Below are 26,224 nucleotides of genomic sequence, written 5' to 3'. Positions count from 1 at the left end.
GGGCGGCGGATCAGCCCAGCAGGCTCGGGTGTGGCTCGGGCGGGCCGCCCAGCGTGTAGCGCTCGGACCGGGGCCGGGAGCCGTCGATGTCGGTGACCCCGAGCAGTGCACCCAACTCGGCTCCGATCAGTGCCCTGCCGGAGAGGGCCATCAGTTCGCCGGAGGTGTACAGGGCCGCGATCACGCGGCCAGTGAACTGGGGCGACTCCCGCTTCTCGGCCGGCCGGTCCCGCCGGGGCAGGGAGTCCAGGTAGGCGCGGGCCCGCTCGGTGTCGAGATGGCCCATCCACAGCGAGACCGCCGCGACGTTGTGCGGCCGCAGCTCCTTGGCCATGTCGGCCGCCATCTTGTCGGCGCCCGCCTTCTGCGCCCCGTACGCGGGACCGTGGTGGTACGACACGGCACCGTAGTGGCCGGTGTTGACGATGAGACCGTGGCCGTTCGCGATCAGCAGCGGTGCCGCGTGGTAGCTCGCCACGTAGTGCGAGCGCAGACCGACCGTCAGCAGGTCCGCTGCCGCCAGGGGTTTTTCCCAGAACCCGGCCGGCGCCGGCGTCCCGACGACTTCGGCGGCGTTGTTGACGAGGATGTCCAGCCGTCCGTGGTCGCGCCGGACGGTCTCGAAGAGGTCCGCCACCGCCTGGTCGTCCCCGTGGTCGACGACCATCGGGACCCCGGTGCCGCCCGCCTTGTCGACCAGGGCCGCGGTCTCCGTGACGGTGCCTCCGTACGGCGAATCGGAGGCCGACCGGCTGCGGCCGGTCACGTAGACGGTCGCCCCCTGGCCGCCCAGTGCCTCTGCGATACCCCGGCCGGCGCCCCGGCTCGCTCCGGTGACGACGGCCACGACGGGCCTGCTGTCCGGTGATGCCATGGTGCTTCTCCCCGTGCCGGGCACGGGTGCCACAGGCGCGGCACGTTAAGCGGACACAGTGTCCGCTTATGTTTCCGACGATATGGACACCGTGTCCGGTTGTCAAATAGGATGATCCCCATGAGCACCCCGCCCCTCGATGCCAAGCCGCTGCGAGCGGACGCCCGCCGTAACTACGAGGCACTCGTCGCCGCGGGGCAGAAGGTCTTCAGCCGTGATGGCGCGGACGCCCCCATGGATGGCGTCGCCAAGGAAGCCGGGGTGGGGCGCGGCACGCTGTACCGGCACTTTCCCAGCAGGGAGCACCTCTTCGCCGCGATCATGAGGGACCGCGTCGACCTCCTGGACGCGCAGGCCCGTGAGCTGCTCGACGCGCCCGATGTGGAGCAGGCGGTGGCGCAGTGGCTGCGCCTGTACGACCGGAGCGCTGCCGAGCATGGCGGGATGAGCATGCGTGTCGGGGCCTGTCTGACCGACGACCGGTCCCCGATGGCCGCGGTGGGTGCCCCGATGAAAGCGAGCTTCGCCCGCCTGTGGGCCCGCGCGCGGACAGTGGGCGCGGTACGGGACGACATCGCGGCGGATGAGGTCCTCGCCCTGATCTCCGCACTTCCGAGGAGCCCGGAGCAGGACGTCTCCGCGGGCACCTATCTCGACGTGGTGCTCCGGGGCCTGCGTCCGTAGGGCTCGCCCCGCGGCCGGGGTCCGCCCCGGCCGGCCGGCGGCGTCCTCAGTTGCGCAGCATGATCACGAGCAGCACCACCAGGGCGATCAGCAGCGCGCCGCCCACCGACGCCAGGGTGATCTTCAGCGCGCTGTACGGCCGCTCGCCGATGACCTCGCCGGTACGGGCGTTGACCATCACCGGCCACGCCTTGCCCGCGTGGAGGTAGGTCAGGAACCAGACGGGCAGCAGCACCAGTTTGTAGGTGAGGCCGCTGTAGGAGGTGGACATCGAGTGCACCCGCTGCTCGTCGCCGCCGATGTCCCGCTTGCAGTCGGCGCGGATCACCGGCGCCATCCGCGCCTTCGCCGACTCCAGGCCGGCCTCCGGCTCCACGTCGTACCGGACGGCACGGAAGCCCGCCAGGTACTCCTCCTGGTAGGGAACCGTCTCCTCCAGCGGCCAGGGGGTCAGCTTGTCCAGTTCCTTCTCGGGCACCTGGCCGCTGCCGGGCACCAGCACGTCGTCGAAGAACCGGCCGACCGTTCCGGACCTGTGGTACCAGCGGGTGTGCCGTACCCGCCGGGTGTTGCCCTCGGAGTCCTTCTCCTCCACCCAGTAGTACTCGCCGCGTTCGCGGGAGTACTGGGTCGTGGTCTGCGCGTCGTACGTCCAGTGCGGCAGATAGCTGCCCCGGAAGGTCTCCGCCTCGGTGACCTTCTTCAGCTCGTTCGGCGCGAACCAGCGGGAGCTGGTCCACTTCGCCAGCGCGTCGCGGGCCTGCTCGCGGCCCACCCCGAAGGGCAGGACGGCCTCGGGCACCACGCGCTCGGTGGCGGAGGCGTCCGCGACCAGCGGGGTGGCGCAGAACGGGCACTTGTCGCTGAGCGAATCGCTCTCGGTCACCGCATGGCAGCCGGGGCAGGTGTACACCTTCACCCGGTCCGGCGCGGACGCCCGGCGGGGCAGCACGGCCAGCTCCTCGATCGGGTGCTCGGTCACCTGCCGCGGTATCGGCGTGATGTCCTGCTCGTGCTTGCAGTACGGGCAGCGCAGTGCGTACGTCCCGGGCGCGTACTCGCTGACCCCGCCGCACGCCTCGCACTGGAACGCCCGGTCGGGTGCCGGCGCGACATCCTGATCCGTCAACTCACTTCTCCTTGTGCCCTGTTGCCGGGAGGTTCCGGATGGCGGATCTCAGCCCTGCGGGGGCAGCGGCGGCGGGACGTCGGCGAGCAGCGACGCCAGCTCCGGGACCTGGTCCGCGGGCTGCCAGGTGGCCTGCCCGCTGCGCCAGACCAGCGTCGTACGGTTCAGGTTTCCGGTCGCCACCTGCCCGGCCAGCGCGCTCTCGTCGTACGGGCCCTGCTGCTGTCCGCCGACCGCGATGAACCAGCGCGGTGCGCTCGGCAGCGGCGGCGGGACGTCGGTGGGGGCGGGTGCGGGCTGCGCCGGGGCCTGTGTCACCGGGACCGGGGGAGCCGCCGCACCGGACGTGCTCTGCACGATCCGCTGGCCCAGCGCCATGCCCACGCCCAGCCCGACGGCGTCGCCGCCGGTGCCGGGGTTGGCGGCGGCGATCGGCATCGCGTCGGCCGCCTGGAGCTTGGCGTAGTCGTCCAGATTGCCGGTGATCGTCATCCGGGAGCGGGTGTCGATCGCCGCCTCGACCTCCGGCGGGACGCTGATGTTCTCGATGTAGAACCGGGGGATGGCGATGCCGGTGGAGGCCAGCTCCAGGGTCAGCACCTTGGCCAGCTGCTGCCCGATGCCGTCCTGCCGGGCGGCGAGGTCCAGCAGCGGTACGCCGGACGAGCCCAGCGCGGAGCCCAGCTTGGAGACGATCAGCTGCCGCAGGTGCTCGCCGACCTCCTCGGTGCGGAACTGCGGATCGGTGCCGACCAGTTCGCGCAGCAGTGCGGCGGCGTCCACCACCTTGGCGGCGAAGGTGCCGAAGGCGCGCACCCGGACCATGCCGAACTCGGCGTCCCGCAGGATCACCGGGTTCTGGGTGCCCCACTTGAAGTCGGTGAACTGCCGGGTGGTGACGAAGTAGACCTCGGCCTTGAACGGCGACTCGAAGCCGTGCTTCCAGCCCTTCAGCGTGGACAGGACCGGCATGTTCTGGGTCGAGAGGGTGTACGTGCCGGGCTGGTAGACGTCGGCCAGCCGTCCCTCGTTGACGAAGACGGCCACCTGCGACTCGCGCACCACGAGCCGGGCGCCCATCTTGATCTCGTTGCCGTAGCGCGGGAAACGCCACACGATGGTGTCCCGGCCGTCGTCGGTCCACTCGATGATGTCGATGAACTCACCGCGGATGCGGTCCATCAGCCCCACAGCAATCCCCCACTCCCCGCGCTCCGGAGACCGCCGCTCCCCGGTCGGCCCCTGGGACGGCGGCGGCGCGGCGATCAAGCGATCAGCCGACAGTATGCCCAATGGGTCCGACGCGGCTACGGGCGGGTGCGTACCCCCAGCGTGCCTGCCCCTGCCCCTGCCCCTGCCGCTGCCGCCCGTCGGGCGTCCGTTTCCGGCCGCCCTGCGCGCCCCCGCCCTTCACCGGCCGACCGCGCCGCGCGCCCGGACTCCTCACGCGTGGACGCGCGGCACGCCGGGGGCCGGGCTTTCCCACGCCCGGACCGAGTCCGCCGGGGAGGGTCCCGCAGGCCCGCACTCGGCCTTGACGGGACGGCGCTCCTGCTCACCGGCCGGCCTGATCCCGAAGACACCCCCGGCGGGTGCCCTCGGGGGCGGCTTGCCGTCAGGCGCCCTGCAGGGCAGAGGCCGTCTCGTCGGCGGCGTCTCCCGCCGCCCTGGGCGGCGACTGCGGCCGGGGACCGCGCAACAGGACCACCGCGACCAGGGCGGCCAGTACGGTGAGGCTCCCCGCCGTGATCAGGCACAGCCGCATCCCGTCCAGGAAGGAGTCGCCCAGCGCGCCCAACGCCTGCCCGGTCTGTGCTCCCAGGTCCAGCTTGGCGACCGCGCCGAGACCGTCCGCCTGCGCGGCCGAGACGACACGGTCCCGCGTCGCGCCGGTGACCCCCGCGTCGGTGAGGTGACCCGGCAGCGCGTGGAGCGCCCGGGTGGTGAGCAGCGCACCCAGGACGGCCGGCCCCAGGGCACCGCCGACCTGCCGGAACGCGTTGTTGCCGGCGGCGGCCATGCCGGCCTGGTGGTACGGCACGGAGGCCACCGCGGTCGCCGTCATGGGGGTCATGACGAAGCCCATGCCCAGGCCCAGCAGGGCGAGCCGCCAGGCGGCCGAGGCGAAGGAGGTGTCGGCGGCCAGTCCGGTCAGCGTGAACTGGGCGGCGGCGACGAGCAGCAGACCGCCGGTGATCATCCAGCGTGCGGAGACGCGGTGCATCAGCCGCCCGGCCGGACCGCCGACCAGCAGGGCCGCCCCGGTGACCATCAGCAGCCGCCAGCAGGCCTGCAGGGTGTCCAGCCGCTGCACCATGCCGAAGTAGAGGCTGAGGACGAAGAAGAACCCGATCAGCGCCAGGAAGCTGATCATCGCTACGAGCGTGGTGGCGGTGAAGGCGGGGCTGCGGAACAGGCTCAGGTCCAGCATCGGGCTGTCGCTGCGCCGTTCCACCAGGACGAAGGCGACACCGGCGGCCACGGCGGTGAACAGCGCCACCATCACCTTGGCGTCGGTGAACGAGCCCGCGCCGCCCTCGATCACGCCGTAGACCAGCGCGGTGATCGCGAGCGTGGCGGTGAGCTGGCCGGGCCAGTCCAACCGGCGGCCGTGCGGAGCCCGGGAGTCGGTCAGCTGCCAGGCCGCGACGGCGACGGCGAGCAGCGCGACCGGAACGGCCGGCAGGTAGATCCAGCGCCAGGAGAAGTGCGCGACGACCACACCGGCGATCACCGGACCGATCGCCAGGGCCGCCATCAGGCAGGTCGCCCATATGCCGATGTACTTCCCGCGCTCCCGGTGGTCCGGCACCACGTGGCTGATCAGCGCCAGCGTGGTCGGCAGCAGCGCGGCCGCGCCGACACCGGCCAGCGCCTGCCCGGCCCAGACGACCTCGATGGAGTGCGCGCACAAGGCCGTGACCGCGCCCGCCGCCGAGAAGAGCAGGCCGGCCTGGAAGACCTTCTTGCGTCCGTGGACGTCCCCGAAGACGCCCGCGGTCAGGATGAACGCGGCCATCGGCAGCACGAACGCGTCCTGCACCCACGACAGTTGGGCCGTCGAGGCGTTCAGCGCCCCCTGCAGGGCCGGCAGGCTCACGGCGACGGTGGTGACAGGAAGATAGGCGACGAAGACGCCCAGGCAGGCCATGACGATCGTGGCCGCCCGCCGCTCGACCGGCGCGCTCGCCGGTGTCGTGACGTTCACGGAGAAACTCCTTCGCGGCGCACCGCACCGCGGTCGAGGCCCCCGGCGAACCCGGCGGCCTGTGTCGTACGGACTTCCGGTGGGAAGCCCGCCGCCACAGCATCCGGTCCCGCTCGCGCAACCACCAACCAACCACCCCTCCGGCAGCAGAATCCTCCAGATCACTCCCGCGCCGTGACAGACTTCCACCATGCTTGACGATGTGGACAGAAAGATCCTCCGTGCTCTGCAGTGCGCGCCCCGGCTGCCCTTCCGCCGGATCGGCGAGGTGGCGGGCGTCTCCGAGCAGACCGCCGCCCGCCGCTACCAGGCGCTGCGCCGCAGCGGCGCGCTCCGGGTGGTGGGACTGGTCAACCGGCGGGTGTACGGCGCCGCGGAGTGGGTCGCCCGCATCCGCTGCCGACCCGACCGGGTCGCCCCGCTCGCCGAGGCCCTCGCCCGCCGCCCCGACATCTCCTGGGCCCATCTGGCCTCGGGCGGCTCGGAGATCATCTGCGTCATCCGCGCGCCGCTCGACATGCCTCGCGAGGACGTGCTGCTCCGGCAGCTGCCGAGGTCCGCCTCGGTCCTGGACGTCAGCATCGACCTGATCATCCACAACTACGACGCTCCCGGCACCGCCGGCTGGACCGGCTACGGCGACAACCTCGACCCCGAGCAGGTTCGGCGGCTGACCTCGGAGCGGCCGCCGCTCACCCCCGGGCCCCCGCTCCCGCCCGCCGACGAGGACGCCCCGCTGCTGGACGCCCTGGCCCAGGACGGCCGCACCACCCACACCCGGCTCGGCGAACTCACCGGCTGGTCCCTGTCCCGGGTGGCCCGGCGGCTGGAGTCGCTGGAGAGCTCCGGCACCCTTGAGTACGAGGTCGAACTGCTCCCGGAGCGGCTGGGCCACTGGCTGCACGCCGTCCTGTGGCTGCGGGTGGCCCCCGCCCACCTGGAGCGGGTCGGTACGGAGGCCGCCCGGCACGACGAGGTCCCCTTCGTCGGGGCCATCAGCGGGGAGCACAACCTGATGGTCACCGTCATCGCCCGCGATCCCGAGGACTTCTACCGCTTTCTCACCACCCGGATCGCCGCGACCCCGGGCATCGACGGCTATGGCGTCAGCATCAGCGTCCACCACCTGAAGAAGGCGGCCTCCCTCATCTCCCGGGGTCGACTGGTGCCCGCGTCCTCCGTCTAGACGGAGTCCCGGAGCACGACCGACACGGGAAGCCGCCGGACCCCGTGCATCAGCAGCCCCGGCGCCCACTTCAGATCGGCCTCGGGCACGGCCAGGGCGAGACTCTCCACGCGCTGGACGAACACGGTGATCGCGACCTCAGCCTCCATCCGCGCCAGCGGAGCGCCCAGGCAGTGGTGTACGCCGTGCCCGAAGGCGAGATGGCCGCCGGCCGGACGCTCGAGGCGGAAGGAGTCCGGCTCCTCGAACCTGGCCGGGTCCCGGTTCGCCGCCGCCAGGGAGACCAGCAGCATGTCCCCTCGCCGCACCGGCACCTCCCCGACCCGCATGTCCTCGGTGGCGAACCGTTCGGTGGCGGTCACCACCGGCCCGTCCAGGCGGAGGAACTCCTCGGTCGCGGCGGGGATCAGACCGGGATCGGCGCGCAGGGTCCGCAGGAGGTCCGGCTGCCGGGCCAGGCCGAGCAGTACGGTGCCGATCAGGTTCGCGGTGGTCTCGTACCCGGCGATCAGGAGCAGGAAGGCCATGCCGATCAGCTCCGGGTCGGAGAGCCGGTCCTCGTCGGTGTCCACGGCCAGCGCGCTGAGCAGGTCAGGTCCGGGCTCGGCCCGCTTCTCCGCGATCAGCTCCGCCAGATACCCGCTCAGCCATAGGTAGGCCTCCTCCCGGTCCGAACCGGCGACCGGGGCCACGACCTGCTCGGAGGCCCAGCCGAAGCGGTCCCGGTCCGCCAGCAGCACGCCGAGCAGTTCGCAGATCACCGAGATGGGCACGCGGGCGGCGAAGCCGCCGACCAACTCCGGGGTCTTCTGGGCCAGTACGGCGTCCGCCGCCCGGGACGCGATCTCCCGGGTCCGTGGCCGCAGGGCCTCGACGCGCTGCGGCGTGAAGGCGCGTGCCACCACCTTGCGCAGCCGGGTGTGCTCGGGCGGGTCCACGGTCAGCATGTAGTCGATCCCGACCTCGTCCCGTACCCCGCTCATCAGCCAGCCGGACTCCAGGCCCGCGCGCTCGCTCCGCTTGGACACCCGCGGATCGGTGAGTACCTTGCGCGCCGCGTCGTACCCGGTGACCAGCAACTGCGGCGGAGCGCCGTCCGGTTCGCAGCGGTGTGCGGACGCGGAGTCCGTCAGGGTCCGCAGCACCGCATGCGGGTCCGCCTGGAACGCGGACCCCTCCAGGGCGGCTCGCAGCGGGCCGCCCGGGGTGTGTGTGGTCATCGACTTCTCCCGCCGAACAAGTTGCTTTCTTCGGCAAGCATCATGGTCAAGTGGGAGTGTGTCAAGGAGAGTTGAATGCCGGGAGCTTGCTAGAAACTGGCCCGCGTTCCGCCGTCGACCGTCACCATGGTGCCCGTGACGTACGACGCGGCGGGCGACAGCAGGAAGGCGGCGGTGCGGCCGAACTCCTCCGGGGTGCCGAGGCGGCGCAGCGGGATGCCCGCGGCGGTGCTGTCGGCGTCGCCGGTGATCGACTGGAGTTCGAGGGTGCGGTCGGTCCCGATGTGGGCCGGCACCAGGCCCACCACGCGGACGCCCCGGGGGCCGAGTTCCCCCGCGAGGGTCTTCGCGTAGCCGGCCAGCGCCGGGCGCAGGGCGTTGGAGACGACGAGGCCGGGGATCGGCTCGTACACCGAGGTGGACAGGACGAAGCCGATCACCCCGCCCTCGCCGAGCTGCGCGGCGACGGCCCTCGACAGCCGCACCGCGCCCAGGAAGCCCGACTCGAAGGCCGTACGCCACTGTTCGTCGTCGATGGCGTCCGTGGTGCCCGTCGGCGGGCCGCCGACGCTGATGAGCACGCCGTCCAGCCCCTTGAACGCCCCGTGTGCCGAGGTGATCAGCCGGTCCGGGGTCCCGGGGTCGGCGTTGTCGGCGACGACGCCGACGGCCTGCCCAGGGCCGCCGAGCTCCGCCTCCGCCGCGGCCAGCGAGTGCGTGCTGCGCCCGCTGACCACCACCTTCGCTCCGTCGGCGGTCAGTTCACGGGCGGCGGCCAGACCGAGGCCGCGGGTGCCGCCCGTGACGATGTAGACGCGGTCCTTGAGTCCGAGATCCATCACTGCTCCCGTTACAGCATCGCCTTCTGGGGCTGGGTGGCCACCACGATCACGGTGGTGGTGTCCGCGGTCAGGGCCGCCTTGAACTCGCGCTGCAGGTCCTCGGTCGTCTCGACGTCGACCGCATGGCAGCCGAAGCCGCGGGCCACGCCGGCGATGTCAAGGCCGGGCAGGTCGAGGCCGGGCACGCCCGGCGTCTCCTCCAGTACCGCGAACGACTTGAGGATCGAGTACTCCTGGTTGCGCATCACGACGTAGACGATGGGCAGCCCGTGCTGCGCCGCCGTCCAGACGGACTGCACGGAGTACTGGAAGGAGCCGTCGCCGATCAGTGCGACGACCGGCCGGGCCACACCCCGCTGCCGGTCGGCCAGGGCGACGCCGACGGCCGCCGGCGCGCCCCACCCGATGCCGCCGCTGGCGGTGGCGAAGAAGGATCCGGTTCGGGTGGTGGGCAGCCACTCGATCTGCTGGGCCATCGTGGAGGTCGACTCGTTGACGATGACCGCGTCGGCCGGTTTGACGCTGCTCAGGGCGGCATAGACCTCCGGCGGGGTCAGCGGGCTGTTCGGCGCCTCCGGGAGTACCCGGGGACGCTCCATCGGCTGCGGAGCGGTCCGGGCGGTGCCCTCCTCAACCGCGCCCAGGAGTTGCTCGATCGCCGCCTTGGGGTCGCCCAGCAGGCTGTCGCCCACGCGCGCGGACGCGGCGACGTCGGGGTTGCCGGTGATCTGGAGGAGCTCGGTGCCGTCCGGCAGGTAGGGGCCCGGGACGTAGGGGTAGTACCGGAACACCTCGGCACCGATCACGACGACCAGGTCGTGTCCCTCCAGCCGGTCGCTGATGGTCTTCACCGACATGCCGAGGGGGCCGCGGAAGAGCGGGTGGTCCTCGGGGAAGGATGCGCGGTCCAGCAACGGGGAGCCGTAGACGGCCGCGCGCAGTCTCTCCGCGAGCGCGACGGCCACGTCCCAGCCGCCGGCCTTGTCGACCTCCGGCCCGAAGACCAGCGCGGGACGGCTGCTGGCGGAGATGCGGTCGGCGAAGATCCGCAGCCGGTCCGGGTCGGGCATCACCCGGTCGCTGAAGGTCCGCGTGCGGGTGAAGCCGGACAGCGGCCGCTTCCAGTCGTCCATGGGGATCGACAGGTAGACGGGACCGGCGGGCGGCTGCAGCGCCATCGCGTAGGCCCGCAGGAACGCCTCGGGCACGTCCTCGGCGCGGGCGGGTTCGTACGACCATTTCACCCACGGCTTGGGCAGCGTGGTGGCCTCGCGGTTGCCCAGGTAGGGCTCGCCGATCAGCAGTTCCCGGTGCTGCTGCCCCGAGGTGACGATCAGCGGGGTGTTGCCGTGGTAGGCGGCCACCAGATTGCCCACGGCGTTGCCCAGCCCGGCCGAGGAGTGCACGTTGACCAGCGCGGGCCGGCCGGTCACCTGGGCGAAGGTGTCGGCCATGGCGATGACGGAGGCCTCCTGCAGGGCCAGTACATAGGTGAAGTCCTCGGGGAACTCCTGCAGGAACGTCTGCTCGGTCGACCCCGGATTACCGAAGACGGTGGTGAGCCCGAGGGAGCGCAGCAGGTCGTAGGTCACGGTTCGGACGGTGGCTTGTTCGGTCATGGCAACCTGCCGGTTCTCGTGGCGGGCCCGATATCGGGATGATCACCCCCATACTGACTGGAGGGTGGCCGCCACGCCTTCCGTCCGATGACTGAAGTGTCTGCTGAGACGACGGGCCCGGGCGGCTCCCGGCCGGGTGCGGGCTCCTACCGCAGTTCGGGCGTCAGTCGGATGACCGAAGCCGGAACACCTTGGGCCGTCGGAGTGTGGGGTCAGCTCGTTCGGTGCTACGAACACCTTCATCACCTCGGCCGATCGAAGGGGGTCGATGGCTCGCAGCGCCTCACCGACCGGGACGATCTCCGTGGTGAGGTCGTCGACGCGGACGTCGCCGCGGGCGAGCAGGCCGACGGCGTCGTCGAACTCCGAGCCGTACACGAACGACCCGCGGATGGTGATCTCCTTGAGCAGCACGACATCGGGGTCGAAGCCGCCGCCGGGACCCGCGCCCACGTTGACCAGCACCCCGCCGGGGTCAGCAGCCGCAGGGCCTCCGTACGGGCCGCCGCGTTGCCCGAGTACTCGAACACGACGTCCACCCAGGACTCGGCGAGCCCGGCACCGGATTCGGCCGGGCTCAGCGTCAGGTCGGCGCCCGAGGCCGGGCCGAAGCGGCGGCGCTCCGGCGCCGGCTCCGCCAGGACGATCCGGTCCGCGCCCCGGTGGGCGGCGATACGGCAGGCCAGCTGCCCGATCGGATGCCGCACAGGTCGACCGCCACGACCACCTGATCGGGACGGACGCCGGGTTCGGGCCTCGACTCCAGCACGATCTTCCGGTCCACACCCAGGACCACTGCTTCCATCACGGCCGATCACAGCCCTTCCGTCGTTGCCGTGAGCGATTCCGCCCCGTTCGAGGAGGAGCCGAAATGCCCGTCTACACCTGCACCGCAGCACAGGGAACTCTGACAAGTGAGTCGAAGGCCGAGCTGGCGGCCGAGATCACCCGGATCCACGTGGCGGTCAACCATGTGCCACCGGCCTACGTGAACGTGATCTTCTCCGAGCCGCCGCCGGACAGTGTCTTCGCCGGCGGGGTGCCGGGGGCCCCGCTGATCGTCAGCGGCTGGGTCCGGCGCGGGCGTCCGCAGGAGGAGGCGACCCGGCTGGCGCTGGAGCTGTCCTCGGCGGCCGCCCGTGTCACCGGGGTGCCGGAGAGCCACGTCATGGTGGTGCTGGAGGACGGCCCCGCCCGGTCCGCCGTCGAAGGCGGCCAGGTGCTGCCCGAACCGGGCGCGGAGCAGGAGTGGCTGGCGCGCCGGGGCGAGGCCTGACAGCGGACAGCCGTGCACCGTGACCCGGCCGGGGGGGGGGGGGGGGCGGGCGCGCCCCCCCGGCCCCCCGCCCCCCCCCCGTCCGCGTCATCGCCGGTTACGCGGCCTTGAAGCGCGCGGTGACGGAGGCGACCCGCTTGCCCTGGTACTCGGCGGCGCTGCGGGCGGTGTCGTCGACCGGGATCGCACCCTGGCTGTTGACGTGGCTGGTGCCGTAGGGGTTGCCGTCGACGAACTTCACCGGGTCGGTGTAGCCGGGGGTCACCAGGATGCCGCCGAAGTGGTGGACGGAGTTGTAGAGCGCGAGCAGCGTGGACTCCTGGCCGCCGTGCGCGGTGGCCGTGGCGGTGAAGCCGCTGTAGACCTTGTCGGCCAGCTTGCCCTGCGCCCACAGGCCGCCGAGCGTGTCGATGAACTGCTTCAGCTGGCTGGCGATGTTGCCGAACCGGGTGGGGGTACCGAAGACCACGGCGTCCGCCCACTCGATGTCGGCCGCGGTGGCGACCGGGACGTCCTTGGTGGCCGCGGCATGCGCCGACCAGGCGTCGTTGCTCGCGATGGCCTCCTCGGGCGCCAGCTCGGACACGCGCAGCAGCCGTACCTCCGCGCCCTCCTTGCGGGCGCCGTCGGCGACGGCCTCCGCCAGCTCGTGGACGGTACCGGTGGACGAGTAGTAGACGACGGCGACCTTGGGAGCCATGGGGAATTCCTCTCGCTGTGCTGTGGTCTCGGCGGCGGACGCCGCCTTGCTTCCGGCGGCGTGAGCCGCTTCGGTGTCGACGGCGGAAACCGTCGTGGTCTCGACGGCGGGCGCCGTCGTGGCGCCGGCGGCCGAAGCCGTCGGGCCGGGGTCGGGACGGGCGGTGGCGGACAGGGAGAGCCGCAGGTGACGTGCCGCGAGCCCCTTCGCCGCGGTCAGCCCGTGGCGGTACCGGTCGACGGTCGCGGAGGCCGAGATCTTCAGCGAGCCGTTCTCGACGGACAGCGCGTCCACCGTCAGCTCGACCGGCGCGCGGTGACCACGGACGGTGAGGTGGCCCCGGACCACCCAGAGGCCGGCCGTGTCCCGGCTCACCCCGGTCGACTCGAACCGGATCCCGGGGTGGCGCTCCGCGTGCAGAAAGGCGGGGGAGCGCACGTGGTCGTCCCGGCGCGGGGTCCCGGTGTGGAAACTGCCCGCGTCGACGACGGCGGTCACGGCCGACTCGGTGACCGGCGCGGCGATCGTGATGCTCGCCGACTCCACCCGGAAGGTGCCGTCCACCCTGCCCAGGCCGAACATGTGCCGCGTGCTGAAGCCGATGGACGACCGCTCCGGATCGACCGCGTAGGTCCCCATGGGGGGCAATTCGACGCTCATGCCCTGCTGGCCTCTCGGTTGGCGTCGCGCGGCTGGTCCGCTACGGCGCTGTTGCTTGCCTCGGCAAGCATCTTGGCGCGGCTCGAAATGCTTTGTCAAGCAAGTAATCATGTGCTTCAGTGGTAGGACCGGGACACTACGGAAGGGAGGCCGGTACATGTCCGCACAGTCACCCGAACCCATCTGTCCGCTGAACACCGACGAGGACCGACTCTGGCGTGCACTGCAGAGGATGCTGGTCGCTCTTCCACGGGCGCTCGACGAGGACCTGCTCTGCGCCACGGGCCTGTCGCTCACGCAGTACATCGTCCTCATGCACCTCTCCGAGGCCGAGGACGACAGCATGCGGATGACCGAGCTGGCCACGGCGGCCGCCCTGTCCGCGAGCCGCATCACCCGGGTGGTGGAGAACCTGCGCGACCAGGGCCTGGTGACCAAGCGGCGGCACTGCACGGACGCCCGCGGATACGTCACCGAGCTCACCGAGGCCGGCCGGCAACGGCTGCTCGGCGCCTATCCGGCGCACCTCGCCAGCGCCCGCAGACGCGTCATGGACCAGCTCGATCCCGCTCTGGTGCGGCGGCTGGCCGACCAGGTGGGGTCGTTGGCCGAGCCCCTCCTCTCCCCGTACGAACGGGGCGCGGGACGGAAGGAGAGCCCCACCGGCCGGGACGGCACCGCGGCCGAGGAGTCCGCGGCAGCCGACGCCGACGAACCCCCCGGGTATCCGGCAGCGGCCTCCAGCTACCGGGAAGCGGTCAGTCATTTGACCCAAGCCGGGACCGGGTGACCGAGCACAGCATGGGCCTGTTCCAGCTCGACCTTCGTTCTCTGGAGGCACCCTTGCTGAAGGGCTACACATACCCGCTGTCACCGCGCGGCGAGGCCAACCTCGCCCCCGCTCCGCCGTGGCACTACGCCGGCGACATCGTCGGCGTCGAGTTCTGGACGGACCCGGCGGCCGCCGCGGCGACCCTCCCCGAGGGGCTGACCCCCGATACCGAGTCCGACGGGCGTGTGGTGGCGCTCTTCGTCGACTGGCAGTTCTCCGCCGGGAACGACGAGTACCTCGACCCGGTACGCAGCCAGTACCGCGAGTTCATGCTGCTGGTGGACGCCCGGTTCGGGGACGAGCCGGTGTCCTGGTGCCCGTACATCTACGTGGACAACGACCTCGCCATGGCCCGCGGTTGGGTGCAGGGCTTCCCGAAGAAGCTGGGCTCGGTCGCCCAGACCCGGGTCTTCGCGTCGCCCGGCAAGGCGTCACCGTCCCTCGCGGCCGGCGGCAGGTTCGGCGCGTCCCTGTCGGCGGCCGGGCACACCCTCGCGGAGGCCGGGGTGACCCTGGAGCAACCGGCGGACGACCCCGCGAGCCTGTTCCGGCCCACGGTCAACCTCCGGCACTTCCCGACGCTGACCGCCGGCCGGTACGACAGGCCCGCCGTGCACGAGCTGGTCATGGCCGAGTTCGAGGACCGGGCGCTCGCCGACGTCTGGGTCGGCTCCGGCGACATCACCCTGTTCGAGGCCCGGGGCGAGGAACTCGCCGACCTGGCCCCGGTGCGCACCGGCAGCGGCTTCCGCGCCTCGACGTCGTACACCGTGACCGAAGTGCACCGGCTGAGCGAGTAGCGGAACAGGACCGGGAGCGCCCCGGCCTCCGTAACGAAAGGAAGCTGATGCACACCATCGCCGACCTCATGGTCGACGGCCTGCGGAACGCGGGCGTATCCCGGATCCACGGACTGCCCGGCGACTCGCTCAACGGACTGACCGACGCCCTGCGCAGAGATCCGTCGGTGGCCTGGGAGCACTACCGGCACGAAGAGGCCGCCGCGTTCGCCGCCGCCGGCGAGGCGGCGGTCACCGGCTCGCTCGCCGTCTGCGCGGGCAGCTGCGGACCGGGCAACCTCCACCTGGTCAACGGTCTGTTCGAAGCGCACCGCAGCCGGGTCCCCGTCCTCGCGATCGCCGCACACATCCCCGGCGCGGAGATCGGCACCGGGTACTTCCAGGAGACCCACCCCCAGGAGCTGTTCCGGGAGTGCAGCGACTTCTGCGAACTGGCCTCTACGCCCGAGCAGTTCCCTTACCTCCTCGACATCGCGCTGCGGACCGCCGTCGAGCGCAGCGGGGTGTCCGTCCTGGTGGTCCCGGGCGATGTGCTCCAGCACCGGCTCGACCATCCGCGCAGGGCGGCCACCGTACGGCCCACCACACCGGTGGTGCGCCCCGCCGACGCGGAGATCGAGCAGGCCGCCGCCCTTCTGAACCGGGCCGAGCGGATCACCGTCCTGGCCGGCGCGGGCTGCGCCGGCGCCCACGACCAACTCGTGCGGCTCGCCGGGGCGTTGCGGGCCCCGGTCGTGCACACCCTGCGCGGCAAGGAGTACGTGGAGTACGACAACCCGTACGACGTCGGCATGACCGGACTGCTCGGCTTCACCTCCGGCTACCGCGCGATGGAGGAGTGCGACACGCTCCTGATGCTCGGCACGGACTTCCCGTACCGGCAGTTCCTGCCCGAGCACGCCACCGTCGTGCAGGTGGACGTGCGAGGCGAGCAGATCGGCCGGCGCACCGGGGTCGACCTGGCCCTGGTCGGCACCGTGCGGGACACCGCCGAGGCCCTGCTCCCCAAGCTCGCGCCGAGGACCGACTCCGGGCACCTGGACGCGATGCGCGACCACTACGGCAGCGCCCGCACCCACCTCGACCGGCTCGCCGTCGACGACCGCAACCGCACCCCGATCCACCCGCAGTACCTGACCCGGGTCGTCGACGAACTGGCCGCCGACGACGCGGTGTTCATCCCGGACGTCGGCTCCCCGGTGATCTGGGCGGCGCGCTACCTGACGATGAACGGCCGCCGCCGGCTGATCGGTTCGTTCACCCACGGCAGCATGGCGAACGCGCTGCCCCAGGCGATCGGCGCCCAGTCCGCCTGTCCGGACCGGCAGGTGATCGCGCTGTCCGGGGACGGCGGTCTGGCCATGATGCTCGGCGACCTGATCACCCTGAAGCAGCAGCGGCACCCGGTGAAGATCGTGGTCTTCAACAACGGTGCCCTTGGCTTCGTGGAGCTGGAGATGAAGGCGGAGGGGATGGTGAACTTCGGCACCGACCTCGACAACCCGAACTTCGCGGACGTCGCCGAGTCCCTGGGCATCCACGGCAGCAGGGTGGAGCGCCCGGCCGACCTCGCCGACGCGCTGCGCACCGCGTTCGCCCATCCCGGGCCGGCTCTGGTGGAGGTGATGACCGCCCGGCAGGAACTGTCCGTCCCGCCGACGATCACCATCGACCAGGCCAGGGGCTTCGCCCTGTACGCCGCCCGTACCGTGCTCTCGGGACGCGGCGACGAACTCCTGGAACTGGCCCGCACGAACGTGGTGCGGCACCTGTCCTCCTGGGCGGCGCCGGGGGAGCCGGGGTCCGGGAAATCCGATCAGGCTCATCACGGCCCGCCGGACGCCCTCCAGGAGGACCGGCAGGTGTGGTGACACGGCGGCCGGGCGGCCGGCCTCGAACCGGCGGCCGTCCGGCGCCCGGTGACACCGGCGGAGCCGTGAACAGAGCCCGGTCCACGTCGTTCGGCGTCTCTTTCGGGGCCGGCTCGGTCAGCGGGTCGGCCGTCCCCCCACTGGTCGGTCGCCTTGGCCGCGCTGTGGAACCATCCCGTCGGGAAGCGACGAAAGGCGGTCACCGATGGTCATGAAGTTCCATGAAGAGCACCGGCAGGGCCCGGGCTTCGCACACCTTCTCCTCTCCAGCCATCAGCGGTTGACCGGCACCCCGCTGTGCCCCTCGGTGTTCCCCGACGCCGGGGAAGCGGCCCGCTGGCTCTACGAGTCCGCGTCCTTCGGGCTGCTCGCACACGACGCGGGCGCGGATCCGGTCTTCGTCTATGCGAACAGGACCGCGCAGAAGTGCTTCGAGTACGGCTGGGAGGAGTTCGTCCGGCTCCCGTCCCGGCTGTCCGCCGACCCGGACCGGCAGGGCGACAGGAACGCCCTCGTGCGATCGGTGACGGAGCACGGGTTCGCCTCCGGTTACCGAGGGTTGAGGATCGCCGGGTCTGGCCGCAGATTCTGGATAGAGGACGTCACGATGTGGAACCTCCTCGACTTGGACGGAACCTGCCACGGACAGGCGGCGGTCTTCCGCTCGTGGACGGACATCTGATGGGCCTCCAGGGTTCACACACTCGCCCGGAGGCGTCCGCCGTGCGCGCCGCCGCCGACGAGGTCCGGCCGGCCCCTGAACAGCCCCTGACGTGGTCCGTAAGGTTGAGACTCCTTGCTTGAGCACGCTACTGTGATGTGATGAGTGACGAGGATCCACTGACCGCCCAAGAAGAACGCTTCTGGCGTGCCCTGATGCGCGTCATCGTCGCGCTGCCGCGCTCGCTGGACGACGATCTGCTGCGGTCCACGGGGCTCACACTCACCGAGTACGTCGTCCTGATGAGCCTCTCCGAGGCCGAGAACCAGGAGCTCCGGATGACGGATCTCGCCTCTGCCACCGCCCTGTCGGCGAGCCGCATCACCCGGGTCGTGGAGGCGCTGCAGAACCGCGGCCAGGTCGTCAAGCGGCGCTACGAGGGTGACGCCCGCGGCAATGTCGCGACCCTGACCCCGGAAGGGCTCAAGCGCCTCCAGGACGCCTACCCGGTGCATCTGGCGAGCGCCCGCAAGCGGGTCGTCGACCTCCTCGACGGCAGGTCGGTGCCGGCCATGGTGCGGCAGTTCGAAGCAGTGGTGGAGAAGCTCGACTGACCTTCACGGGCCGGGGCGGCCACGCGCCGGACTGCTAATATACGGCTGTCAAACAGTGCCGGAAGCGCACCTCCAGCCCGTGACCCGGAGAGCAGTCATGCAGCAGCGACCTCGGCCGAGACCCCGGGCATGACCCCGCGACCGGAGAGCCAGGAGCGCTGGGCCCGCCTGCGACGCCAGTTGTGGCGGCCGCCGAGGGTCCACGGGGACCAGCCCCGGCACCGGGTGGTCGGCCCGCTGGAACTCTTCTACGACCTGATCGTCGTCGTCCTGGTCGCCCAGGCCGCCCACCACCTGGCGGCGCATCTCTCCTGGCACGGCCTCGGCGAGTTCGCCGCGGTGTTCGCGCTGGTGTGGATCGCCTGGCTCAACGGCACCCTCCACCACGATTTGCACGGCCACGACGACGCCCGGGGCCGCAGCCTCTTCCTCCTGCAGATCCTCGTCCTCGTCCCGCTGGGGGCCTTCATCCCCAAGGCCGGCGGCGCGGAGGGCGCCCACTTCGCGATCAACGCGGGCATCCTGTTCGCCGTCCTGGCCGCGCTCTGGTTCCTGGCCGGACGCGGCAGCTCCGCCGAGTTCCGCAGACCCACCCGGCTGTACGTGATCGGTACGGCGTCCTGCGCGGTCGTCCTCTTCGCCAGCGCCGGCCTGCCGGCCGACGCCCGCCTGCTGACCTGGGGACTGCTGGCCCTCGCCTTTGTCGCCGGGTTCGCCTGGATGCTCCTCGCGGCCGCTCCGGCCCAGGAAACGGCGCTCGCCCTCACCGACGCGCTCGTCGAGCGGTTCGGGCTGCTCATCATCATCGTGCTCGGCGAGACCGTGACCGGTGTCGTGGACGGGCTGGCGAGCGAGCCGACCACCGTCATGAGCCTCGCCGTCGGGCTCGTGGCGGTGGTGGTCGGATTCGGTGCCTGGTGGACGTACTTCGACTTCGCCGGCCACCGTCCGCCCCGGCGCACCCGCACGGTGACCCTCGGGTGGATGCTGACGCACCTGCCGCTGACGGCGGCGGTGACCGCCATGGGGGCCGCGATGGTCGGCCTGGTCGAGCACGCCCACGGTGACCGCACGCCCGTGGCGACGGCCTGGGTGCTGTGCGGGGGCGTGGCCGTCGTACTGGCCGCGACGATGCTGCTCGCGTCCGGCCTGGAGGCCTGGCGGGACGAGCGGGAGCTCTACCGTCCGCTCGCCGGCACCTGTGCCGCCGTGGCCCTCGCGGCCCTGGGCCTCGGCGCCGCCCGTCCCGCACCGCTCCTGCTCGGGTCGGCGCTCGTTGTCCTCCTGGGCATTCCCTGGGGCCTCGCCGTGGCCCGCCGGCTGGGCCGCGACGAGACACCGGCCCTGTGACCCGCGGGGGCCGACAGCGTCCTCAACCGCCGTACACCCGCCGGGCGATGTGCTCCGCGATCATGATCGTGGTCGCGTTGGTCACGGTCGACGGCACCTCCGGCATGATCGAGGCGTCCACCACCCGCAGTCCGGCCAGCCCCTTGACGGCACCGGTCTCGTCGACGACGGCCCAGCGGTCCTCGGGCCCGCCCATCGGAGCGGTGGACGTCGGATGGCCGTAGGTGGCGATACCGGTCCCGATCGCCGTCGCCAGCTCCTTGTCGCTGCCCACGGCATCGCCCGGTACCAGTTCCGCCGCCACCGCGCCCGCGAGGGGCGCGCTGCCCGCGAGGCGGCGCACCAGCCGCACCGCCTCCAGCATGCGACGCCGGTCCCGGTCCGTCGCCAGGTAGTTGTCGTCGATGACCGGGGCGGCGTACGGATCGCGGTCCGCCAGTCGCACCGAGCCGCGCGACTCCGGCCGGGTGACGGCCGCCGCCAGGACCATCGCCCCGCCGGTCGGGCTGAACGAGCCGTCCAGCAGATGGGTGCCCACGACGGCGATGTCCAGCTCACCGGGGAGCGCCTCCCTGGAGGCGAGCCACAGGTGGGCGGCGAACGCGGACGTCATGTCCTGGTGCCCGGGCGCGAGCGCGAACAGCGAGTGGAAGAACGGGTGGTCCTGGAGCCGGCGCCCGACGGGAAGGTCGGCGACCACGTCGATGCCGAGGTCCCGCAGATCCTCGGCCGGGCCGACGCCGGAGCGCAGCAGGATGGCCGGGCTGCCGTACGCCCCGGCGCTGAGCACCACCTCGCCGGCCCGGTGGACGGTGCCCGACGCGTCGACGACACCGCGCGCCCTGCCGTCCTCGACGAGCACCCTGTCGATCGTGATGTCGCTCAGCACCGTCAGATTGCGGCGGCCGCGCACCTGCGGCGTCAGATACGCCAGCGCGGTGTTCTGGCGCACCCCGTCGACGATGTTGACCGGGTAGGCGCCGGTGCCGTCCTGCCGGTCGCCGTTGAAGTCGTCGTTGCGCCGGAAGCCCAGGCTCGCGGCGCTGTCCACGAACGCCCGCATGGGGGAGGTGAGTTCCTCGTAGGTCCACTGGCGGATCGGGAAGGGGCCGGTCCGCCCGTGGTGGGCGTCGTCGCCGGACGGTGTGTTCTCCAGGTCCCGGAAGGCCGGCAGGACCTCCTCGTAGGACCAGCCCTTGATGCCGTACCGCTCGCCCCAGGCGGCGAAGTCCGCGGCCCGCGCCCGGATCGCCACGCCGGCGTTCACGGCGGAACTGCCGCCCATGGCCCGGCCGCGCGGCGCCGCGATGCGCGGGGCGTGGTCGGTGGCACGCGCGCTGTAGCCCCAGTCGTGGTCGGGGTCGGCCAGCAGGTGCGGGGTCAGCAGTCCCTCGGGGACCCGGTCGGCGGGGTAGTCAGGACCCGCCTCGATCAGCAGGACGGTGCGCCGCGGGTTCTCGCTGAGCCGGGCGGCGAGTACGGCGCCCGCGGAGCCGCCGCCGACGATGACGACATCGGTCTCGTGCCGGCCGGGGTGGTCGTTCGTGGTGGTCATCTGAATCTCCTGGTCCTATATATTGCTTCAGCAAGCAAATAAATGGCTGCAGTGCTCTCGCGGCGTGCCCGGTGGTCAGATCCGCGTCGCTTCCGGTACCACCCGCTCGCCCAGCAGCCGGAGCGCGGCCTGCTGGTCGGCGCCGCGGACCGGTCCGATGACATGGTCGATGCCGATGTGGTCCAGCCGCCGCAACTCCGCGAGCAGCGCCGGGACATGCTCTCCGTGCGCTCCGGGGTCGAGGGGGAGCAGGACCGTCTTCTCGATCTCGGCGTAGTCGCGCCCGACCTCGTCGCAGTGCCGGCGGAGAACGTCGAGTTTGCGCGCGAGGTCCGGGCCGTGGAACAGGTTGCAGGCGTTCCCGTACTCCGCGACCAGTCGCAGCGTCTTCCGCTCGCCGGAGCCGCCGATGAGGATCGGCGGGTGCGGCCGGCGCAGTGTGCGGGGGGAGTTGAGGGTGCGTTCGAGACGGTAGTGGCGGCCCGTGAAGGGCTTCTCGTCGTCGCTCCACATCTGCAGGCAGATCCGGAGGGTCTCCTCCAGCCGCTCGAACCGCTCCGCGACAGGCGGGAACGGCAGGCCGAGTCCGCGCGCCTCGGCGAGGTTGAAGCCCGCGCCGACCCCGATGCCCAGGGCGGCGCGGCCTTCGGAGAGCACGTCGAGCGTGGTGATCATCTTGGCCAGCAGGCCGGGTTCGCGGTAACCGGCCGAGGTCACCAGGGCGAGCAGTTCCGCCCGCTCGGTGGCCGCGGCCAGATAACCCAGCGTCGTGTACGCCTCCAGCATCTCCTGCTCGGCGGCGCCCACGATCCCGATCTGGAAGAGGTGGTCCATGACGGCGATCCTGGTGAAGCCGAACTCCTCGGCGCTACGGGCGAGTTGTGCCACGTGACGTGCGATGCCCGCCGGGCCGCCGGGCTGGGTGAAATCCGCGATGGCGATGCCGAGGTTCATGCGGGCCTTCCGTGCCGTGGGCCGCCAGGGTTGTCGCCATCGAGTATGCCGGGCGCACTATGTGCTTTGTCAAGCAAGGAAATTGGGCGATCGCTCAGCCGCCGAGCGGCTGCGTGCGGTGCCTGCGCCGTACCTCCGACGAGGCGAAGACCGCCGAGATGCCGTGGACGATGCTGAACAGACCGAAGACGGTGGCCAGCGAGACCGCTCCGATGTCCGGGCGCACGAACAGGACGAACCCGAGCGCCACCGACACCAGGCCGGTCAGCAGGAAGAGGGCCCGCTCACCCGCCGTCTCACCGCGCAGGAACGCGAGGGCGACCTCCATGGCACCGGTGGCCATCGCCCACGCGGCGACCCAGAGGGTGAGCACCAGTGCCGTGATGCCCGGCCAGGCCAGGGCGCTGACCCCGGCCACCACCGACAGCACGGCCAGCAGCAGCCGGCCGAGGACGGGACCCACCCGGTCGCTGCTGAAGGCGCGGACCCCGTCCATCACCGCGTACATGAACGCGTAGACGGCGAACAGGACGACGAACGCGCCGACGGTGATGCCCGGCCAGGAGACGGAGACGATGCCTATGACGACGGCCAGCAGGCCGCGCCAGAGCAGCGCGTTGGGCGAACTGAGCATGGAGTCCTCCGTGAACGAGAGTGCCGTGGCGCCGACTTCGCCTCGGCCTGGGAGCGCGTGACGGGCGGAGGCTATCGGCATCGCGGTCCGGTGCCACCCGTCATTCGACTGGTTCCGCTACTGCGACCGCGACGCGTGCGCTACGGCGTCTCGTCGTCCTGTTCCGGGGCGGACATCGCCTCCAGTGCGCCGCGGAGAGCGGCGCGTGAGGAGATGCCCAGCTTGGGATACACCCGGTACAGATGGGAGCCGACCGTGCGATGCGACAGGAACAGCCGCTCGCCGATCTGCTTGTTGCTCAGGCCGGTCGCCGCGAGCTCGGCGATCTGCAGTTCCTGGGCGGTGAGCTGCTCCGGCGCCGCGTCGGGCCGGGCGACGGAGACACCGGTGGCGCGCAGTTCGGCGGCGGCCCGCTGGGCCATCATCTCGGCGCCGATCCGGGCGAACGTCTCCAGGGCCGCGCCCAGTTGGGTCCGTGCCCCGGCCATGTCGTGGGTGCGGCGCAGCCACTGGCCGTACGCGAACTGGATGCGCGCGTGGTCCCAGGGCCAGCGCGCGGTGTCGGGAAGGGCGAGGGCGGCCTCGAACAGGGCGGCGGCCTCCGCGTCGTCGGCGGCCACGGCGGCCGCCCCCGCCGTGATCAGCTCGGTACGCGGCCCGATCCGCGGAATCCCGGCCTTCTGAGCGGCGCGCACATGCGCCCGGGCGTCCTCGACATGGCCGGTGCGGACCGCCGCCTCCACGAAGTCCAGGACCATCCACCGGCCCGGCACGCCGGGGGTGGGGGCACCGGGCGGCCCGAGCTGCGCCGCCTGGACGAGGGCCTCCTCGTAGTCGCCCTGCCCGATGGCCGCGAGATTGCGCGCCGACCGGGCGTAGCCCTCCGTCACGTCCATGCCGCGCGGCGCCGCCCAGGTCGTGGTCTCCTCGCTGCGGACACGGGCGAGATCCGCGTGGCCGCGCAGCGCCGCGCCCGAGGCCAGCACGGCCCTGAGCTGCCGCTCCCAGAACTGGTACCCGTACGCCGAAGCCAGGTCCAGCCCCTCCTGGGCGAGCCGTTCCGCCTCGTCCCACTGCCCGTGGACGTAGGAGTCCTGGCAGAGCAGCAGCAGCGCGGGGATCACCATGCCGATCGCGCCGCCGTCCCGCTCCCGTTCGATCATGCGCAGCAGCAGACACCGGTAGTCGGACAGGGCGTCCAGGGCGACGGCGGCGAAGCCCAGCGGGACGATCTGCCAGGGGGCCGCGTCGACGGGCAGCTCGGCGAACGCGTCCGCGAGCCCCTCCCGGATCGCGTCGGACTTGCGGGTGGGGTCGACATACGCGTCGTAGCACAGCCGGAACGTGCTGACCGCCTCCGGCGGGAACCGGGCCATCGCGGTGTCGAGCAGCTTCCACGGCTCGGGTCTGAGGGTGAAGAGGCTGACCAGCAGCAGGGTGTACAGGATCCCGAGCCGGTCCCAGTCGTCCTTCTCCGCCTCGCAGGCGACGTGGTCGAGGGCCTGTGCCAGCAGCCGGTAGGCGGTGTCGACATCGCCCCCGTCATGGGTGAGCAGATGGGCGGTGGCGGCGAAGACCAGCCCGGTCGGGGTGTCCGGGGTCTGCCCCGCGTCCGCCAACAGCCGGTTCACCTGGTCCAGTTGGCCGGTCATGGTGGCGAGGAAGGCGGCCTCGACCAGACGGCGGGACCGGTCGACCGGATGCGGACTGAGCTCGCCGGCCCGCACGAGCGCCGTGACCGCGGCGGACGCGGCGATCCGCCGCCGGTCGGAGAGCAGCGCCCCGACCGGGGCCGGCAGGTCGGCGGGGGATCCGGTGCCGCGCCGCCAGGCGGTCAGCGCGGCCTCGTCCAGCGCCCGCGCCACCGACTCGTCGGGCGCGGCGGCGGCCGCCGCGAGATGCCAGGCCCGGCGCTCGGGATCGTCGGCCAACGCGGTGGCCAGCGCCTCGTGCGCGGCCCGGCGTTCGCGCGGCGGGGCCAGCTCCATCAGGGCCGTGCCGATCAGCGGGTGGCAGAACGTGAGACCGCAGCCGGCCGCGGGCGCGCGGACCAGACCGGCCCGCTCGGCCGGGACCAGGTCGTCGAGGTCGGCCGAGCCCTGCGCCGCGGCGCGCAGCACAGTGAGCCCGGCATCCGCGTCCAGGGCGGCCAGCAGCATGAGCCTGCGGGTCGGCGCGGGCAGCTCGGCGAGCAGCCCGGCGCAGGTCGCCGCCAGGCGTCGGGACAGCGGGAGGCGGTCGGGCAGCGGGTCCTGGCCGGCGCGCTGCCGTTCGGTGAGCGGTACGGGCAACTCCTGGAGCGCCAGCGGGTTGCCGTCGGCCTCGGCCAGCAGGCGCCGGCGCACCACGGGGGCCAGCCCGGGGGAGTATGCGTCCAGGACGGCGCCCGCCGATCGGGTGTCGAGCGACTCGACCGTGCGCTCGGGCAGCCCGGACCGGCGGAAGAGGTCCTCGGTCCCGGTCCGGGAGGCGGCCAGGAAGACGATCGGGGCATCCGCGATCCGTCGTACGGCGAATCCCAGGACGGCCGCGCTGGCCTCGTCGAACCAGGCCATGTCGTCGGCGATCAGCAGCAGCCCGCGCTCCGCGGTGGTCAGCTCCAGGAGGGCGAGCAGCGCCGTCGCCACCAGGGGTTCCGGAGCCGGGCTCCGGGCCAGATCGAAGACCTGGTGGAGGGCGTCCCGATGGTGCTCGGTCAGCCGGTCGACGTCGTGGCGGACCGGGTAGAGCAGCTGGTGCAGTGCCGAGAACGCGATCTTGGCCTCGGCCTGTGATCCGGCGGCGCGCAGCACCCGCATCCCGTACGCCGTGGCCCGTGCCGCGGCGGCATCCAGCAGGGCCGTCTTTCCCACCCCCGGCTCGCCGTGCAGCAGCAGACCGGAGCTGCCCTGGCCGGGACCGGCGAGCAGCGAGTCGATCAGCGCCAGTTCGGCCTCACGCCCCAGCAGCTGGGCCCCGCTCGACGGCGATCGGCGCGGCTCCTCGGTCTGACGACGCCTTTCGGAGGTGCTCACCGTTTGAATATAGTCCCCGCAAAATGCTTGACGGCGCAAATAGTTGATTAAAATGCCGGGTGAGCGCTGGGTAGGGTGGACCGATGACCAGTGACCCAAGGCCCGAGGCCGAGGTCGCCGCCGAGTTGATGAAGGCGATGACCCGGCTGCGCGCCCGGCTGCGCACCGAGTCGGCCCCCAGTGACATGCGGTGGAGCTGGTCGCAGTTGACCACGCTGGGCCGCATCGTCGAGGAGGGCCCGGTCACCGCCAGCGAGCTGGCGCAGGCCGAGCACGTGCGCCGCCAGTCGATGGCCGAGACGCTCGCGTCGCTGCGTGCCGGGGGCCTGATCGCCAGCAGCAAGGACCCCGGCGACGGCCGTAAGACCCTCATCCACGCCACGACCGAGGGGCGGAATCTGTTCGGGATGATCCCGGTCGCGCGGGCGACCTGGCTCGGCGCGGCGATCGACGCGCATCTGCGGCCGGACGAGCGGGAGACCCTGCTCAAGGCCGCGGCGATCATGAACAGGATCGCGGACAGCGGGCGGTGACGGCCGAG

At 72.1% G+C, this 26,224-nt stretch carries 23 protein-coding genes and 2 pseudogenes; 10 read left to right on the top strand and 15 right to left on the bottom strand.

The annotated features are described in order from the left end of the window. Positions 1-10 precede the first annotated feature (10 nt). Complete coding sequence (locus tag ACWGJB_RS32415; RefSeq protein ID WP_453383603.1) at positions 11-874, bottom strand: SDR family NAD(P)-dependent oxidoreductase; 864 nt, start codon at positions 872-874, stop codon at positions 11-13. Positions 875-994: 120 nt separating this feature from the next. Between ACWGJB_RS32415 and ACWGJB_RS32410 the strand changes: the two genes are divergently transcribed. Further along, a complete protein-coding gene (locus ACWGJB_RS32410; RefSeq protein WP_453383602.1) occupies positions 995-1,558 on the top strand; it encodes a TetR/AcrR family transcriptional regulator in 564 nt (187 codons plus the stop codon). A gap of 46 nt (positions 1,559-1,604) precedes the next feature. Here the strand turns inward: ACWGJB_RS32410 and ACWGJB_RS32405 are convergent, their stop codons facing one another. The 3 genes from ACWGJB_RS32405 to ACWGJB_RS32395 all read right to left on the bottom strand — a co-directional run bounded on the left by ACWGJB_RS32405 (position 1,605) and on the right by ACWGJB_RS32395 (position 5,895). Then, positions 1,605-2,687 (bottom strand): hypothetical protein, encoded by a 1,083-nt coding sequence (locus ACWGJB_RS32405; RefSeq protein WP_453383601.1) that lies wholly within the window; start codon positions 2,685-2,687, stop codon positions 1,605-1,607. A 48-nt stretch (positions 2,688-2,735) separates the two neighbouring features. Beyond that, a complete protein-coding gene (locus tag ACWGJB_RS32400) occupies positions 2,736-3,869 on the bottom strand; it encodes an SPFH domain-containing protein (RefSeq protein ID WP_453383600.1) in 1,134 nt (377 codons plus the stop codon). Between the two features lie 433 nt (positions 3,870-4,302). Continuing rightward, positions 4,303-5,895, bottom strand: a complete 1,593-nt coding sequence (locus tag ACWGJB_RS32395) for an MFS transporter (RefSeq protein ID WP_453383599.1) — start codon at positions 5,893-5,895, stop codon at positions 4,303-4,305. 190 nt (positions 5,896-6,085) lie between these two features. Between ACWGJB_RS32395 and ACWGJB_RS32390 the strand changes: the two genes are divergently transcribed. Continuing rightward, positions 6,086-7,081: an Lrp/AsnC family transcriptional regulator gene (locus tag ACWGJB_RS32390; RefSeq protein WP_453383598.1), complete on the top strand. Its 996-nt coding sequence runs from the start codon at positions 6,086-6,088 to the stop codon at positions 7,079-7,081. Here the strand turns inward: ACWGJB_RS32390 and ACWGJB_RS32385 are convergent. The 5 genes and pseudogenes from ACWGJB_RS32385 to ACWGJB_RS32365 form a co-directional block, all read right to left on the bottom strand. After that, positions 7,078-8,301 (bottom strand): cytochrome P450 family protein, encoded by a 1,224-nt coding sequence (locus ACWGJB_RS32385; protein WP_453383597.1) that lies wholly within the window; start codon positions 8,299-8,301, stop codon positions 7,078-7,080. The genes ACWGJB_RS32390 and ACWGJB_RS32385 overlap by 4 nt on opposite strands. Before the next feature lie 89 nt (positions 8,302-8,390). Beyond that, positions 8,391-9,140, bottom strand: a complete 750-nt coding sequence (locus tag ACWGJB_RS32380) for an SDR family NAD(P)-dependent oxidoreductase (RefSeq protein WP_453383596.1) — start codon at positions 9,138-9,140, stop codon at positions 8,391-8,393. 11 nt (positions 9,141-9,151) lie between these two features. Then, a complete protein-coding gene (gene mdlC / locus ACWGJB_RS32375; RefSeq protein WP_453383595.1) occupies positions 9,152-10,762 on the bottom strand; it encodes a benzoylformate decarboxylase in 1,611 nt (536 codons plus the stop codon). Between the two features lie 42 nt (positions 10,763-10,804). Beyond that, complete coding sequence (locus tag ACWGJB_RS32370; protein ID WP_453383639.1) at positions 10,805-11,227, bottom strand: hypothetical protein; 423 nt, start codon at positions 11,225-11,227, stop codon at positions 10,805-10,807. Positions 11,228-11,250: 23 nt separating this feature from the next. Continuing rightward, positions 11,251-11,469, bottom strand: a pseudogene (locus ACWGJB_RS32365) (zinc-binding dehydrogenase); the annotation flags it as partial. Between the two features lie 164 nt (positions 11,470-11,633). Between ACWGJB_RS32365 and ACWGJB_RS32360 the strand changes: the two are divergent. Next, on the top strand, positions 11,634-12,038 hold the full coding sequence (locus ACWGJB_RS32360) for a tautomerase family protein (RefSeq protein WP_453383594.1): 405 nt from the start codon (positions 11,634-11,636) through the stop codon (positions 12,036-12,038). 97 nt (positions 12,039-12,135) lie between these two features. Here the strand turns inward: ACWGJB_RS32360 and wrbA are convergent, their stop codons facing one another. Together wrbA and ACWGJB_RS32350 are read right to left on the bottom strand one after the other, a co-directional pair. Continuing rightward, complete coding sequence (wrbA, locus tag ACWGJB_RS32355; RefSeq protein ID WP_453383638.1) at positions 12,136-12,738, bottom strand: NAD(P)H:quinone oxidoreductase; 603 nt, start codon at positions 12,736-12,738, stop codon at positions 12,136-12,138. Between the two features lie 180 nt (positions 12,739-12,918). Next, positions 12,919-13,377 (bottom strand): annotated as a pseudogene (locus ACWGJB_RS32350) (YceI family protein); the annotation flags it as partial. 178 nt (positions 13,378-13,555) lie between these two features. On the opposite strand from ACWGJB_RS32350, the gene ACWGJB_RS32345 reads away from it, so the two are divergent. From ACWGJB_RS32345 to ACWGJB_RS32320, 6 genes are all read left to right on the top strand, one after another. Continuing rightward, positions 13,556-14,188, top strand: coding sequence for a MarR family winged helix-turn-helix transcriptional regulator (locus ACWGJB_RS32345; RefSeq protein ID WP_453383593.1), 633 nt, complete (start codon positions 13,556-13,558; stop codon positions 14,186-14,188). Beyond that, on the top strand, positions 14,185-15,030 hold the full coding sequence (locus ACWGJB_RS32340; RefSeq protein ID WP_453383592.1) for an acetoacetate decarboxylase family protein: 846 nt from the start codon (positions 14,185-14,187) through the stop codon (positions 15,028-15,030). The genes ACWGJB_RS32345 and ACWGJB_RS32340 overlap by 4 nt, the downstream gene beginning before the upstream one ends. 47 nt (positions 15,031-15,077) lie before the next feature. Then, the gene (gene poxB, locus ACWGJB_RS32335) at positions 15,078-16,901 is read left to right on the top strand and encodes a ubiquinone-dependent pyruvate dehydrogenase (protein ID WP_453383591.1); all 1,824 of its coding nucleotides are present in this window, start codon (positions 15,078-15,080) and stop codon (positions 16,899-16,901) included. Between the two features lie 211 nt (positions 16,902-17,112). After that, positions 17,113-17,583, top strand: coding sequence for an MEKHLA domain-containing protein (locus ACWGJB_RS32330; protein ID WP_453383590.1), 471 nt, complete (start codon positions 17,113-17,115; stop codon positions 17,581-17,583). Between the two features lie 140 nt (positions 17,584-17,723). Further along, the gene (locus ACWGJB_RS32325; RefSeq protein ID WP_453383589.1) at positions 17,724-18,176 is read left to right on the top strand and encodes a MarR family winged helix-turn-helix transcriptional regulator; all 453 of its coding nucleotides are present in this window, start codon (positions 17,724-17,726) and stop codon (positions 18,174-18,176) included. A gap of 129 nt (positions 18,177-18,305) precedes the next feature. Beyond that, positions 18,306-19,526 (top strand): low temperature requirement protein A, encoded by a 1,221-nt coding sequence (locus ACWGJB_RS32320; RefSeq protein WP_453383588.1) that lies wholly within the window; start codon positions 18,306-18,308, stop codon positions 19,524-19,526. A 22-nt stretch (positions 19,527-19,548) separates the two neighbouring features. Here the strand turns inward: ACWGJB_RS32320 and ACWGJB_RS32315 are convergent, their stop codons facing one another. The 4 genes from ACWGJB_RS32315 to ACWGJB_RS32300 all read right to left on the bottom strand — a co-directional run bounded on the left by ACWGJB_RS32315 (position 19,549) and on the right by ACWGJB_RS32300 (position 25,683). Beyond that, positions 19,549-21,081, bottom strand: coding sequence for a GMC family oxidoreductase (locus ACWGJB_RS32315; protein WP_453383587.1), 1,533 nt, complete (start codon positions 21,079-21,081; stop codon positions 19,549-19,551). 75 nt (positions 21,082-21,156) lie between these two features. Then, entirely contained in the window at positions 21,157-22,035 is an 879-nt protein-coding gene (locus tag ACWGJB_RS32310) for an LLM class F420-dependent oxidoreductase (protein ID WP_453383586.1), read from the bottom strand. A gap of 94 nt (positions 22,036-22,129) precedes the next feature. Continuing rightward, positions 22,130-22,669 (bottom strand): HdeD family acid-resistance protein, encoded by a 540-nt coding sequence (locus ACWGJB_RS32305; RefSeq protein ID WP_453383585.1) that lies wholly within the window; start codon positions 22,667-22,669, stop codon positions 22,130-22,132. 140 nt (positions 22,670-22,809) lie between these two features. Further along, positions 22,810-25,683, bottom strand: a complete 2,874-nt coding sequence (locus tag ACWGJB_RS32300; protein ID WP_453383584.1) for an AAA family ATPase — start codon at positions 25,681-25,683, stop codon at positions 22,810-22,812. Positions 25,684-25,766: 83 nt separating this feature from the next. Here ACWGJB_RS32300 and ACWGJB_RS32295 point away from each other — a divergent pair, with 83 nt between their 5' ends. Next, positions 25,767-26,216: a MarR family winged helix-turn-helix transcriptional regulator gene (locus ACWGJB_RS32295; RefSeq protein ID WP_453383583.1), complete on the top strand. Its 450-nt coding sequence runs from the start codon at positions 25,767-25,769 to the stop codon at positions 26,214-26,216. The last annotated feature ends 8 nt before the right edge of the window (positions 26,217-26,224 follow it).

Source organism: Streptomyces sp. NPDC054813 (assembly GCF_053611365.1).
The sequence above is the reverse complement of the archived record's forward strand: the minus strand, read 5'-3'. Positions and strand labels throughout refer to the sequence as shown.

Bases quoted from the DNA above. Each gene is read 5' to 3' on its own strand.
- ACWGJB_RS32360 (WP_453383594.1), top strand. From the start codon at position 11,634: ATGCCCGTCTACACCTGCACCGCAGCACAGGGAACTCTGACAAGTGAG.
- ACWGJB_RS32410 (WP_453383602.1), top strand. From the start codon at position 995: ATGAGCACCCCGCCCCTCGATGCCAAGCCGCTGCGAGCGGACGCCCGC.
- ACWGJB_RS32295 (WP_453383583.1), top strand. From the start codon at position 25,767: ATGACCAGTGACCCAAGGCCCGAGGCCGAGGTCGCCGCCGAGTTGATG.
- ACWGJB_RS32320 (WP_453383588.1), top strand. From the start codon at position 18,306: ATGACCCCGCGACCGGAGAGCCAGGAGCGCTGGGCCCGCCTGCGACGC.
- ACWGJB_RS32305 (WP_453383585.1), bottom strand. From the start codon at position 22,669: ATGCTCAGTTCGCCCAACGCGCTGCTCTGGCGCGGCCTGCTGGCCGTC.
- wrbA (WP_453383638.1), bottom strand. From the start codon at position 12,738: ATGGCTCCCAAGGTCGCCGTCGTCTACTACTCGTCCACCGGTACCGTC.
- ACWGJB_RS32385 (WP_453383597.1), bottom strand. From the start codon at position 8,301: ATGACCACACACACCCCGGGCGGCCCGCTGCGAGCCGCCCTGGAGGGG.
- ACWGJB_RS32415 (WP_453383603.1), bottom strand. From the start codon at position 874: ATGGCATCACCGGACAGCAGGCCCGTCGTGGCCGTCGTCACCGGAGCG.
- mdlC (WP_453383595.1), bottom strand. From the start codon at position 10,762: ATGACCGAACAAGCCACCGTCCGAACCGTGACCTACGACCTGCTGCGC.
- ACWGJB_RS32315 (WP_453383587.1), bottom strand. From the start codon at position 21,081: ATGACCACCACGAACGACCACCCCGGCCGGCACGAGACCGATGTCGTC.
- ACWGJB_RS32325 (WP_453383589.1), top strand. From the start codon at position 17,724: ATGAGTGACGAGGATCCACTGACCGCCCAAGAAGAACGCTTCTGGCGT.
- ACWGJB_RS32330 (WP_453383590.1), top strand. From the start codon at position 17,113: ATGAAGTTCCATGAAGAGCACCGGCAGGGCCCGGGCTTCGCACACCTT.
- poxB (WP_453383591.1), top strand. From the start codon at position 15,078: ATGCACACCATCGCCGACCTCATGGTCGACGGCCTGCGGAACGCGGGC.
- ACWGJB_RS32345 (WP_453383593.1), top strand. From the start codon at position 13,556: ATGTCCGCACAGTCACCCGAACCCATCTGTCCGCTGAACACCGACGAG.
- ACWGJB_RS32380 (WP_453383596.1), bottom strand. From the start codon at position 9,140: ATGGATCTCGGACTCAAGGACCGCGTCTACATCGTCACGGGCGGCACC.
- ACWGJB_RS32390 (WP_453383598.1), top strand. From the start codon at position 6,086: ATGCTTGACGATGTGGACAGAAAGATCCTCCGTGCTCTGCAGTGCGCG.
- ACWGJB_RS32400 (WP_453383600.1), bottom strand. From the start codon at position 3,869: ATGGACCGCATCCGCGGTGAGTTCATCGACATCATCGAGTGGACCGAC.
- ACWGJB_RS32310 (WP_453383586.1), bottom strand. From the start codon at position 22,035: ATGAACCTCGGCATCGCCATCGCGGATTTCACCCAGCCCGGCGGCCCG.